Origin of the sequence: Methyloversatilis discipulorum (assembly GCF_018780585.1) — a bacterium.
GTDB classification, from domain to species: domain Bacteria; phylum Pseudomonadota; class Gammaproteobacteria; order Burkholderiales; family Rhodocyclaceae; genus Methyloversatilis; species Methyloversatilis discipulorum_B.
In genome coordinates this window covers 36,257-48,214 of record NZ_JADMJL010000013.1, presented here as the reverse complement: position 1 = coordinate 48,214, position 11,958 = coordinate 36,257, and the positions used below count along the sequence as shown (strand labels likewise).

At 66.3% G+C, this 11,958-nt stretch carries 9 protein-coding genes; 7 read left to right on the top strand and 2 right to left on the bottom strand.

The window, feature by feature from the left end:
* Positions 1-5: 5 nt before the first annotated feature.
* From IV112_RS05445 to ypfJ, 6 genes are all read left to right on the top strand, one after another.
* Positions 6-1,538, top strand: a complete 1,533-nt coding sequence (locus tag IV112_RS05445; protein WP_304001604.1) for an acyl-CoA carboxylase subunit beta — start codon at positions 6-8, stop codon at positions 1,536-1,538.
* Between the two features lie 68 nt (positions 1,539-1,606).
* Positions 1,607-1,732, top strand: coding sequence for a hypothetical protein (locus IV112_RS05440; RefSeq protein WP_304001601.1), 126 nt, complete (start codon positions 1,607-1,609; stop codon positions 1,730-1,732).
* A complete protein-coding gene (locus tag IV112_RS05435; protein ID WP_304001598.1) occupies positions 1,725-3,716 on the top strand; it encodes an acetyl-CoA carboxylase biotin carboxylase subunit in 1,992 nt (663 codons plus the stop codon). The genes IV112_RS05440 and IV112_RS05435 overlap by 8 nt, the downstream gene beginning before the upstream one ends.
* 148 nt (positions 3,717-3,864) lie before the next feature.
* Complete coding sequence (locus tag IV112_RS05430; RefSeq protein WP_304001597.1) at positions 3,865-4,248, top strand: response regulator transcription factor; 384 nt, start codon at positions 3,865-3,867, stop codon at positions 4,246-4,248.
* A 32-nt stretch (positions 4,249-4,280) separates the two neighbouring features.
* Positions 4,281-7,133 (top strand): CHASE domain-containing protein, encoded by a 2,853-nt coding sequence (locus IV112_RS05425; RefSeq protein ID WP_304001594.1) that lies wholly within the window; start codon positions 4,281-4,283, stop codon positions 7,131-7,133.
* Positions 7,134-7,170: 37 nt separating this feature from the next.
* Positions 7,171-8,046, top strand: coding sequence for a KPN_02809 family neutral zinc metallopeptidase (ypfJ, locus tag IV112_RS05420; RefSeq protein WP_304001575.1), 876 nt, complete (start codon positions 7,171-7,173; stop codon positions 8,044-8,046).
* Positions 8,047-8,093: 47 nt separating this feature from the next.
* On the opposite strand, the gene IV112_RS05415 is transcribed toward ypfJ, so the two are convergent.
* Positions 8,094-9,104: a zinc-dependent alcohol dehydrogenase family protein gene (locus tag IV112_RS05415; protein ID WP_304001573.1), complete on the bottom strand. Its 1,011-nt coding sequence runs from the start codon at positions 9,102-9,104 to the stop codon at positions 8,094-8,096.
* Between the two features lie 144 nt (positions 9,105-9,248).
* On the opposite strand from IV112_RS05415, the gene IV112_RS05410 reads away from it, so the two are divergent.
* The gene (locus tag IV112_RS05410; RefSeq protein WP_304001570.1) at positions 9,249-10,451 is read left to right on the top strand and encodes a TIGR03790 family protein; all 1,203 of its coding nucleotides are present in this window, start codon (positions 9,249-9,251) and stop codon (positions 10,449-10,451) included.
* On the opposite strand, the gene waaA is transcribed toward IV112_RS05410, so the two are convergent.
* Positions 10,444-11,703, bottom strand: a complete 1,260-nt coding sequence (gene waaA / locus IV112_RS05405; protein ID WP_304001569.1) for a lipid IV(A) 3-deoxy-D-manno-octulosonic acid transferase — start codon at positions 11,701-11,703, stop codon at positions 10,444-10,446. The genes IV112_RS05410 and waaA overlap by 8 nt on opposite strands.
* Positions 11,704-11,958 lie beyond the last annotated feature (255 nt).

Sequence of the window (11,958 nt, the reverse complement as noted above, 5' to 3'; positions counted from 1 at the left end):
TGACGATGCACGACATCATCCGCAAGCTCGACGAAAAGCGCGAGAAGGCCCGCCTCGGTGGCGGCCAGCGCCGCATCGACGCGCAGCATGCGCGCGGCAAGCTGACCGCGCGCGAACGCCTCGAAGTGCTGCTCGACGAAGGCAGTTTCGAAGAGTGGGACATGTTCAAGGAACACCGCTGTACCGACTTCGGCATGGCCGACGACTCGGTGCCGGGCGACGGCGTGGTGACCGGCTACGGCACCATCAATGGCCGGCTGGTGTTTGTGTTCTCGCAGGACTTCACCGTGTTCGGCGGCTCGCTGTCCGAGTCGCACGCGGAAAAGATCTGCAAGGTGATGGACCAGGCAATGAAGGTGGGCGCGCCGGTGATCGGCCTCAACGATTCGGGCGGCGCCCGCATCCAGGAAGGCGTCGCCTCGCTCGGCGGCTATGCCGAAGTGTTCCAGCGCAATGTGATGGCCTCTGGCGTCATTCCGCAGATTTCGCTGGTGATGGGACCGTGCGCCGGCGGCGCGGTGTATTCGCCGTCGATGACAGACTTCATCTTCATGGTGCGCGATTCGAGCTATATGTTCGTGACCGGCCCGGAAGTCGTGAAGACGGTTACGCACGAAGAAGTGACCGCCGAGGACCTCGGTGGTGCGACCACCCACACGACGAAATCCGGCGTGGCCGACCTCGCCTTCGAGAATGACGTCGATGCGCTGATGTACACGCGCCGCCTGTTCAATTACCTGCCGCTGTCCAACCGCGAGAAGCCGCCGGTGCGCCCGAGCACCGACCCGACCGACCGCCTCGACCCCAGCCTCGACACGCTGGTGCCGGCCAACGCAAACCAGCCCTACGACATGAAGGAGCTGATACTCAAGATCGTCGATGACGGCGACTTCTTCGAGATCCAGCCCGACTACGCGAAGAACATCGTCGTCGGCTTCGCGCGCATGGAAGGCAGCACGGTCGGCATCGTCGCCAACCAGCCGCTGGTGCTGGCCGGCTGTCTGGACATCAAGAGCTCGATCAAGGCGGCGCGCTTCGTGCGCTTCTGCGACGCTTTCAACATTCCGGTCATCACGCTGGTCGACGTGCCGGGCTTCATGCCGGGCACCGCGCAGGAATACGGCGGCATCATCAAACACGGCGCCAAGCTGCTCTATGCCTACGCCGAATGCACGGTGCCCAAGGTGACGGTGATCACGCGCAAGGCCTACGGCGGCGCCTACGACGTGATGAGCTCCAAGCATCTGCGCGGCGATGTGAACTTCGCCTGGCCGAGTGCGGAGATTGCGGTGATGGGGCCGAAAGGCGCGGTGGAAATCATCTTCCGCGAAGAGAAGAACGACCCGGCCAAGATCACCGCGCGTGAAGCCGAGTACCGCGAGAAGTTCGCCAACCCTTTCATCGCCGGCAAGCGCGGCTTCATCGACGACGTGATCATGCCGAGCGAAACGCGCAAGCGCATCTGCCGCTCGCTGGCCATGCTGCGCGACAAGCAGATCGAGAACCCGTGGCGCAAGCACGGCAACATCCCGCTGTGATGGTGCGGAAGGAAGGTTGAACATGATGATGAGAATGTTGGTCGCACAAGTTGCAGCGGAGACCTGCCATGTTTGAAAAAATCCTGATCGCGAACCGCGGCGACTCGCAGCGCGGTCGCGCTGCGAACCTCACTCCCCGCTTCACACGCGCAGCGTGTGAGGGCGACCTCGCAGCGGAGACCCGCCATGTTTGAAAAGATCCTGATCGCAAACCGCGGCGAGATCGCCTGCCGCGTCATCCGCACCGCGCGCCGCATGGGCATCGCCACCGTCGCGGTGTACTCCGAAGCGGACGCCAACGCGCTGCACGTCGAACTGGCGGACGAAGCCGTCTGCATCGGCCCGGCGCCGGCGCGTGAGTCCTATCTGGTGGCTGACAAGATCATCGCTGCCTGCAAGGCGACCGGCGCCCAGGCGGTGCACCCGGGCTACGGCTTCCTGTCGGAGAACGAATCGTTCTGCGATGCGCTGGAGCGCGAAGGCATCGTGTTCATCGGCCCGAAGACGCACGCCATCGCCGCCATGGGCGACAAGATCGCGTCGAAGAAGCTGGCCAAGGAAGCGGGTGTTAACACCATTCCCGGCTGGAACGATCCGATCGAAAGCCCGGAGCGCGCGGTCGAGATCGCGCGCGGCATCGGCTACCCGGTGATGATCAAGGCCAGTGCCGGCGGCGGCGGCAAGGGCCTGCGCGTGGCCTTCAACGACGCCGAGGCGCACGAGGGCTTCGCGTCCTGCGTCAATGAGGCGCGCAATGCCTTTGGCGACGATCGCGTGTTCATCGAGAAATTCGTCGAGGAGCCGCGCCACATCGAAATCCAGGTACTGGGCGATGCGTTCGGCAAGGTGGTGTACCTGAACGAGCGCGAGTGCTCGATCCAGCGCCGCCACCAGAAGGTGATCGAGGAAGCGCCGTCGCCCTTCATCGACGCCGACACCCGGCGAGCGATGGGCGAACAGGCGGTGAAGCTGGCCAAGGCGGTGCAGTACCAGTCGGCCGGCACGGTCGAATTCGTGGTCGGCCGCGACAAGTCCTTCTACTTCCTCGAAATGAATACCCGGCTGCAGGTCGAGCACCCGGTGACCGAGCTGATCACCGGACTCGATCTGGTCGAACAGATGATCCGCGTCGCCGCCGGCGAGCCGCTCACTTTCGATCAGGCCGACGTGAAGCTGGATGGCTGGGCGATGGAAGCGCGCATCTGTGCCGAAGATCCGGCGCGCGGCTTCCTGCCCTCGGTCGGACGTCTGGTGAAGTACCGGCCACCGGTGCAGACCGATGCCGTGCGCGTCGACACCGGTGTCTATGAAGGTGGCGAAGTGTCGATGCACTACGACTCGATGATCGCCAAGCTCATCTGCCACGGACGTACGCGCGAGGAGGCCATCGCCCGCCTGCGCGACGCGCTCGACGCCTTCGTCATCCGCGGACCGAACCACAACATCGCCTTCGTGTCGTCGGTGCTGGGACACGAGCGTTTCGCCGCCGGCCGCTTCACGACGGCCTTCATCGCCGAGGAGTATCCGCAGGGCTTCGACCCGTCCGCCGCGGCCTTCGAGGACGAGCCGCTTCTTCTGGCGGTGGCGGCCAGCGTGCACCAGCGATACAACGAGCGCGCCTCGCGCATCGTCGGCCAGATGCCGGGCCACGAGTTCCGCATCAAGCCGGAAGCGGTGGTGCGCCTGCGCGGCGTCGCCCACTTCGTACAGCTGGATGTCGACGGCGACGACCACGTGGTCAGCATCGACGGCAAGCCGCATCGTCTGGTGGCCGACTGGAAGGTATCGGACCCGGTCTACCGCGGCGAACTGGACGGCAAGCCCTTCGCGGTGCAGGTCGAGCGCATCGGCCTGCGCTACCGGCTGCAGCATCGCGGCGTGCGCGTCGACGCCGAGGTGATGAGCCAGCGCGCGGCCGAACTGCTTGCTCGCATGCCGGTGAAGGCCGTACCCGACATGTCGCGCTTCCTGCTGTCACCGATGCCCGGTCTGCTGCGCGAAGTCGCGGTCAAGCCGGGACAGGCGGTCAAGGCTGGCGAGCGGCTGGCGGTGATCGAGGCGATGAAGATGGAGAACATCCTGCGTGCCGAGCGCGACGGCGTGGTCGAGAAGGTGTCGGCCGCAGCGGGCGAGAGCCTGGCCGTCGATCAGGTCATCCTGGTGTTCGCGGCGGGTTGAGCGCGAGGTGCGGGCCGGTCCCGCACACCACTCAAGCAAACTCGTGTTCACGTCGTTAAGCTGTCCGGATTCCTTTCCCGCGAGCTTGCGATGAACGCATCCCCTGTCTGCATTGCCACCCCTGCCAGCGCATTGGGGGCGCACTGACATGGGCGCCCGCATCGCGGTGATCGAGGATCAGCCCGAAATCCGTCAGCTCATCCGCATGACCCTGGAGTTCGGCGACTTCGAACTGAGCGAGGCCGAGAACGCCGATATCGGCTGGAGCAAGATCCAGCAGCACACGCCTGATCTGGTGCTGCTCGACGTGATGATGCCGGGCTCGATGGACGGGCTGGAAATGTGCCGGCGTCTGCGTGCGCAGCCGGCGACGGCGCAGGTGCCGGTCATCCTGCTGACCGCCCGCGGCCAGCAGCGGGACATCGAGGCAGGCCGTGAGGCGGGGGCTGACTCCTATCTCACCAAGCCTTTCAGCCCGATGGAACTGCTCGACCGGATCGCCGCCCTGCTCGGAGGCTCGTCGGCGCGATGATGGCTGACGGGCCGCAGGCCCGGAGCGCGACGATGGCATCGACCGACGCCAGCCTGCGCCACCGGCTGAACATTCCCGACTGGCTGGCCTGGCTGTCGCTGTCGCTCGGCCTGCTGGTGACTGCGGCGGTGAGTACGCTGCTTTGGGACCGCTTGAACGCCGCCACCGCGCAGCGCTTCGAAAGCGAAGTCGACAAAGTGGTTGCCCAGTTGCGCCGGCGCATGGTCGCGCATGAGGAAATCCTGCGCGGTGCGGCCGGTCTCGTCCGCGCAAGCCGCGAGGTCACGCGCGACGAGTGGCGCGACTATGTGAACGAGCTCAATCTGGAGCGCAACTTTCCGGGCATCCTCGGCGTCGGTCTGTCGGTGCGTTTGCCGGCGGCCGACAAGGCGGCACACGAGGCGGCGATCCGCCGGCAGATGCCCGATTACGCGATCAAGCCAGACACGCCGCGCGCCGAGTATCACAGCATCCTCTTCCTCGCCCCGTTGAACGAGCGCAACCGCAGGGCGATCGGCTTCGACATGAATTCGGAGCCGATACGGTCGGCGGCGATGAGCCGCGCGCGCGACAGCGGTGACGCCGCGCTCTCGGGGCGCGTCGTTCTGGTGCAGGAGGGCAAGGAAGGCGTACAGCCGGGCTTCCTGCTGTACTACCCGGTGTATGCGCGCGGCGCCGCAGTCGATACCGTCGAGGCGCGCCGGCGCGCGCTGATCGGCTACGCCTACAGCCCCTATCGCGCGCACGATCTGTTCGGCAGCGCGCTGCGCGGCTATGCCGACCATGTCGTGGTCGCCATTCACGATGGTCGGGGCGTGGACAAGGAGACGCTGCTCTACAGCAATGCCGGCGCCGGTCAGAAGCTGTCCGGCCTGGAGGATGTGCGCGAGATCGAGGTCGCCGGGCACGTCTGGACGGTGCGTACCTGCGCGCCCGCCGGATTCGGCTCCGACCATCTGGTGCTGTGGCTGGTGCCGCTGATGGGTATCGCGCTGAGCGCGGTACTTTTCCATCTGCTGCGACTGCTGGCCGAGACCGCCCGGGCGCACCGCAATGCGCGGGCAACGACGCGCGAACTGGCACTCAGCGAAACGCGGCTGTCGGCGGTGCTCGACACGGCTGCCGACGGCATCGTCACGACCGACGAGAGCGGCATGGTGCTGACCATGAACCGCTCGGCTGCCGACATGTTCGACCGCCGTCCGGACGAGGTGATCGGCCTGCCGCTGTCGCGTCTGCTGCCGCAGTTCGACGCCGCGTGGTTCGCCGCGCGGCTGCACGATGCGCAATCCGGCGCCCGCCTGGCGCGGCACGAGGACTGCACCGGCTTGCGCGGCGGCGTACGGCAGTTCCCGGTGACCGTCTCGGCCAGCGGGTTCATGCATGACGGGCGCGTGGTTCACACGCTGCTGCTGCGCGACGTGAGCGAGCAGGTTGCCGCGCAGACGCGCATGCGCCTGCACGACCGGGCACTCGAGTCGTCGAGCGAGGCGGTGCTCATTCGCGACGTGCAGCGCGCCGGCCTGCCCGTGGTCTATGTGAATGCAGCTTTCGAGCGACTGACCGGGCGCAGTGCGCAGGCGCTCATCGGGCGTCCTTTCTCGTATGCCGCCGACGGTGCGTCGGACGACCGCGTCGGCGACGAGATGCGTTGGGCCGTTGCCCATGGCAAGCCCTTCAGCACGACGGCAGAAGTGCGGCGGGCCGACGGGCGCACGATGTGGGTGGCGCTGTCTTCGTCACCGGTACGCGACAACGATGGACAGGTGACGCACTACGTCGATGTGTTCGACGACATCACCGAGCGGGTCGAATTCGAGCAGAAGCTGATCCGCCGGACCAATCGCCTGCACACGGTGTTCGCGCTGTCGCCCGACGGCTTCGTCACCTTCGATGCGGACGGCATCCTGACCAATGTGAACCCGGCTTTCGTGCGCATGACGCATCTGGCGCAGAGCGAATTGCTGGGGCTGGACGCGCAGACCTTCGACCGGCGCATGGCCGGGCTGTCGGACCCGGCGCAGCCCTGGCCGGAGTTCGCGCTCGACGGGTCGAGCGAGGCGGCGCAGCGGCTGTGGCTGCTGCGCCCGGAGCGCCGCGTGCTCGAGCGCAGTGCGCGCGTGGCACCGCAGGGGCGGTCGGAAACGGTGCTCTACTTCCGCGACATTACCCAGCAGTTCGAAGTCGACCGGATGAAGAGCGAGTTCCTCAGCACGGCGGCGCACGAACTGCGCACGCCGCTGTCGTCTATCTTCGGTTTCGCCGAACTGCTGCTGAACCGCGAGTACGACGAGACGGCGCGCCGGCGCATGCACGGCATCATCCACCGGCAGTCGCGCGTGCTGGTGAACCTGATCAACGACCTGCTTGACCTTGCCCGCATCGAAGCGCGTGCCGGACAGGATTTCCGCTACGAGGACCTGCCGGTCAAGATGCTCATCAACGCGACGCTGGAAGGTCTGACGATGCCCGGCGACACGCATCGCGTGTCGCTGGACATGCCGCAGTCGATGCCGCGCATCCGCGTCGACCACGAGAAGATGGTGCGCGCGCTGAGCAACATCATCACCAACGCCTTCAAGTACTCGCCGGACGGCGGCGAGGTCAGGTTGTCGGTGACCGAGGTGACGCGTAACTCGCGCCTGATGGCCGGCATTCACGTGAGCGACCAGGGTATCGGCATGACGCCCGAGCAGCAGGCGCGCATCTTCGAGCGCTTCTATCGCGCCGACCCCTCGGGCAACATTCCGGGTACCGGTCTGGGCATGTCGCTGGTCAAGGAGATCATGGATCTGCACGGCGGCGAGATCGAAATCGTCAGTGCGCCCGGCGCGGGCACCACGGTCACGCTGTGGCTACCGGTGATGGATACCGCCACCACCTGATCCGCCTATCATGTGCGTCTGCGAGGAGGGGGCGAGCATGCGACTGGACGACGGACGGGAAAGCGAGAACATCGAGGACAGGCGCGGCACCCGCGGCGGCCTGCCGGGTGGCGGGCGCAGCATAGGCATCGGCACCATCGTGCTGGCGCTGGTGGCGATGTATTTCGGCGTCGATCCGTCGGTGGTGCTCAATATGGGCAGTGGCCTGCCGGATGCACAGCAGCAGGCACCGGTACAGCCGGGTGTGCAGTCGACCGGTCAGGCCGAGCAGGACGGCCTGGCGCGCTTTACCTCGCGTGTGCTGGCCGACACCGAGGACACCTGGGGTGCGCTGTTCCGCGCCGGCGGCGGCGAGTACCGCGAGCCGCGGCTGGTGCTCTACACCGGCGGCACGCAGACCGGCTGCGGCATGGGGCAGGCGGCAATGGGGCCTTTCTATTGCCCGGCCGACGAACGCGTCTATCTCGACCTCGGTTTCTACGACGACCTGCAGCGCCGCTTCGGCGCCCCCGGCGATTTCGCCCAGGCCTATGTGATCGCGCACGAGGTCGGGCACCACGTGCAGCACCAGCTGGGCATTGCCGAAAAGGTGCAGCGTGCGAAACAGCGCGCAGGCGAGCGCGCGGCCAACCTGCTGCAGGTCCGGATGGAACTGCAGGCCGACTGCTTCGCCGGCATCTGGGCGCACCACGCCAACCGCTCGCGCAGCATCCTGGAGCAGGGCGACGTCGAGGAGGCCCTGCGTGCCGCCACCGCCATCGGCGACGACACGTTGCAGAAGCAGGCGCAGGGCTATGTGGTGCCGGAGAGCTTCACCCACGGCAGCGCCGAGCAGCGCATGCGCTGGTTCCGCCGCGGGCTGGAACAGGGCGAGATGGCGGCCTGCGATACCTTCTCGGCGAAGGCGCTGTGAGAGGGGCTGGGGAGACTGGACGCAGCTAGCCCCTAGCCCCTCTACCCTCAGCCAATACTCACCACCACCTTGCCGACGTGGGCCTGGCTCTGCTGGTGTGCGAGTGCTGCGCGTGCCTCGTCGAAGCCGAACACGCGATCGATGACCGGGTGGATCTTGTGCAGCGAAATCACCGCATTCATCGATTCGAACATTTCGCGCGAGCCGACGAACACGCCGCGCACGGTCGAGGTGGTGAACAGCAGCGGCAGCGGGTTGATTTCGCCGCCGGTCAGCACGCCGATCAGGTGCGCCTGGCCGTTCTGGCCCAGCGATGCGATCGAGCGCTGCAGCGTGCCCGGGCCACCGACCTCGACCACGTGATTCACGCCTGCGCCGCCGGTGGCGGTGCGCACTTCCTGATCCCACTCCGGGTGGCTGCGGTAATTGATCAGCGTGGTCGCGCCCAGCGACTTTGCCTTTTCCAGCTTGGCGTCGCTCGACGAGGTCGCGATCACCTCGGCGCCGGCCGCCTTCGCCAGTTGCAGCGCGAACATCGACACGCCGCCGGTGCCGAGCACCAGCACGCGTTCGCCGGCACGCAGCGGGGCCGGGCCTTCGAACAGCGCGTTCCACGCGGTCAGCGCGGCGCAGGGCAGGGTCGCCGCTTCCTCGAAGCTCAGGTGCGCCGGTTTGGCGACCAGCGATTCCTGCGGGAACAGGCGGTATTCGGCAAGCACGCCAGGTGCGGTGCCGCCCAGGGTTTTGCCGAAATACGCCGGCTGCAGCCGGCCAGCGATCCATGTTTCGAAGAAGGTGCCGATCACGTGGTCGCCAGCGGCAAAACGATCGACGCCAGCGCCGATCTCGACCACCTCGCCAGCGCCGTCGGACAGCGGGATCAGATCCTTCGAGTCGACGCCGGGATACAGGCCCTGCAGGATGAACAGATCGCGATAGTTCAGCGACGCTGCGCGCATCTTGACCAGTACCTGACCCGGACCGGGGCGCGGGACTTCAGCGTCGATCATCGTCAGGCTGTCCGCATTGCACTGCTCACGATAGGCTTGATAACGCATTCGAGTGAACCTCCGTTGGATAGTGTCGTGGGCGCAGGGCTGGATCTGCGCCCGGATGGTGCCATGCCCGCGCGCGGACAGGTGTCTCGCAGGCGCTTGCCTATATAGACTGTCGGCCTGATCGAAATGCGCTCCGGACGCCACATGCCGAAACTCACTGTCTTTCTTCGCTGCCTGCTGCTCGCCCTGCTGCTCGCCCTGCTGCTTCCGCTCGCCGAAGTCGCGCGAGCGCTGGGCCCGGGCGAGCTGGCGGTCATCGTCAATGTGTCCGATCCGGCCAGCGTCGATGCCGGCACCTATTACCGCATCCGACGCGGCATACCGGAGGCGAACCTGATCGAGGTGCGGCTGCCGCACGACCGCGCGGCACTGACACGCGCCGAGTTCGAGGCGCTGCAGGCGGAAGTCGAGCAGAAGCTGCCGTCCGGCATCCAGGCGTTCGCGCTGGCGTGGACCAAGCCGTGGCGCGCCGGTTGCATGAGCATCACCTCGGCCTTCGCCTTCGGCTACGACGAACGCTTCTGCTCCGACAGCTGCGGGCCGACGCAGACCAGTCGGATGTTCAATGGCGGTCGCGCCATGAGCGAGGACATGCCGATGCCACGGCCGGCCATGCTGCTGGCCGGCGAATCGGTCGAGCAGGTGCGTCAGCTGATCGACCGCGGCATCGCCTCGGACTACAGCTATCCGAAAGGCAGCGTCTATCTGGTGCGCACCGAGGATTCCGCGCGCAATGTGCGCGCCGGCATGTTCGACGAAATCGTGCAGCAGGTGCGCGGCCTGCATTTCGAGACACCGACTGCAGCCGAGGCGGGCGGGCGGCGCGACGTGATCGGCTATTTCACCGGTGCGGTCAGGGTGCCGGCGATCGACACGCTCACCTTCCTGCCCGGCGCGCCGGCCGATCATCTGACCTCCTTCGGCGGCCAGCTGACCGGTAACCGGACGCAGATGAGCGCCCTCGAATGGTTGCGGGCCGGCGCCACGGGCAGCTACGGCACGGTGGTCGAGCCGTGCAACCACCTCGGCAAGTTTCCGCACCCGGGCATCCTGATGACCTACTACGCCGAGGGCGAAACGCTGATCGAGGCCTACTGGAAAAGCGTGGCCTGGCCCGGCGAAGGCGTGTTCGTCGGCGAGCCGCTGGCGCGGCCCTTCGGCATGCGCACGACGCGCGACGACAAGGGCTGGTGGCTGGAAAGCCACTCGGCCGCCGGGCGCCGCGCCGTGGTCGAAGTGGCACCGAGCGTGGTCGGGCCGTATCGCCTGGCCGGCACCGTGCAGATTCCCGCCGGACATGGACGACAGCGACTGAAGGTGGAGGCGGGGGCGGTGAGGGTCAGGTAGCGTCGGGTAGCAGCGGCTCGATCAACGCCATCGTGCGCGCGGTGGCGCCGCGATGGGCTTGTGCGAAGGCCCGGCCCGCTTCGCCCATCGCCTTGAGCGTTGCCGGCTCCGCCAGCAGACGGCCTGCCTCGCGGGCCGCACTGTGTACGTCGTCGACCCGCACAGCGGCGCCAGCAGCGATCGCATCTTCGGTGGCTTGCGCGAAGTTGAAGGTGTGAGGGCCGATCAGCACCGGACAGCCGACGGCGCAGGCCTCAATCAGGTTCTGTCCGCCCAGGGGCAGCCAGCTGCCGCCGATCAGCGCCAGGTCGGCCAGCGCGTACCAGGCGAACATCTCACCCATTGCATCGCCAAGCCAGACACGCGTGTCGGCGGCCGGCAGTGCGCCAGAGCTGCGCCGGCAAAGGCTTAGTCCGCGTGCCGTAACGAGCGTTGCCACTTCGTCGAAGCGTTGAGGGTGACGGGGCACCAGCGCAATGAGCACGTCGGTGGGCAAGTGCGGCAGCAGTGCGTCGAGCAGCAATGCTTCCTCGCTGTCGCGGGTGCTTGCCAGCAGGAGAACGCGTCGCTTGTCCAATGCAGCGTGCCAGTGGCGCCCCTGGTCGACCTGTCCGGCTGGCGGGTTGATGTCAAACTTGAGATTACCCGCAACCGCCACGGATAGCGCACCAACAGACGCAAATCTAGCCGCGTCGGCGTCGGTTTGCGCGATGATGGCGGAGAAGTCAGCCAGCACTTCGCGAGTAAGCTCGCCAGCCCGAGTGTAGCGAGCTGCAGAGCGGGCCGACAGCCGCGCATTGACCAACACCACCGGCACTGTCAGCCGGCGGGCTTCGTGTAACAGATTCGGCCAGATTTCTGTCTCGATCACGATGCCCAGTGTCGGGCGCCATCGACGAAGAAACGCTCGCTGCGCCCAGGGCAGATCCCACGGTAGCCATGCGATGTCGGCGAAATCGCCATACAACTGATGGGCAGTGGCGCGTCCAGCGGCGGTCATCTGGGTGATCAGGATGCGATGATCAGGACAGTGGTGACGCAATGTTGCGATGAGCGGAGCCGCGGCACGTACTTCCCCAACGGACACTGCGTGGAGCCAGAGAGTCGGTAAAAAAAGCTGCTTCCGCCCTACACCAAAACGTCCTGGAATGTCCTCACGGTAACCTGGTTCATACAGGCCTCGCCAAAGAGTGCGAAGCAGAATGAAAGGAAGTGCGGTCAGTAAGACTAGCGAGTAAAGGGTGCGTCTCATGACAGGTAACGGCCGTCATCTGCGGCCCATATCATCCAGAACAAGCAAATTGCGGACGCCAGTGAACGCATGGCAGGCGGCAAACCAGGACATTCAGGGGCAGTACTCGAGTCGCTGGTGCGTCACCCCGCTGAGCTACTGCTTACTTTATCGCCCCTCGTTTTCTAGACGGCCTTGTTGCGTAAAAGTGCCGGCATTCGAACTTCGCCTATCACGGCCTGCTACCCCACTGTGCAGTGTTTGCCGTGTTAAGGC

What these genes read in the sequence shown, in the direction of transcription:
- IV112_RS05410 (WP_304001570.1), top strand. Translation starts at nt 9,249, where the DNA reads ATGCCGAAACTCACTGTCTTTCTTCGCTGCCTGCTGCTCGCCCTGCTG.
- IV112_RS05435 (WP_304001598.1), top strand. Translation starts at nt 1,725, where the DNA reads ATGTTTGAAAAGATCCTGATCGCAAACCGCGGCGAGATCGCCTGCCGC.
- ypfJ (WP_304001575.1), top strand. Translation starts at nt 7,171, where the DNA reads ATGCGACTGGACGACGGACGGGAAAGCGAGAACATCGAGGACAGGCGC.
- IV112_RS05425 (WP_304001594.1), top strand. Translation starts at nt 4,281, where the DNA reads ATGGCATCGACCGACGCCAGCCTGCGCCACCGGCTGAACATTCCCGAC.
- IV112_RS05440 (WP_304001601.1), top strand. Translation starts at nt 1,607, where the DNA reads ATGTTTGAAAAAATCCTGATCGCGAACCGCGGCGACTCGCAGCGCGGT.
- IV112_RS05445 (WP_304001604.1), top strand. Translation starts at nt 6, where the DNA reads ATGCACGACATCATCCGCAAGCTCGACGAAAAGCGCGAGAAGGCCCGC.
- IV112_RS05415 (WP_304001573.1), bottom strand. Translation starts at nt 9,104, where the DNA reads ATGCGTTATCAAGCCTATCGTGAGCAGTGCAATGCGGACAGCCTGACG.
- waaA (WP_304001569.1), bottom strand. Translation starts at nt 11,703, where the DNA reads ATGAGACGCACCCTTTACTCGCTAGTCTTACTGACCGCACTTCCTTTC.
- IV112_RS05430 (WP_304001597.1), top strand. Translation starts at nt 3,865, where the DNA reads ATGGGCGCCCGCATCGCGGTGATCGAGGATCAGCCCGAAATCCGTCAG.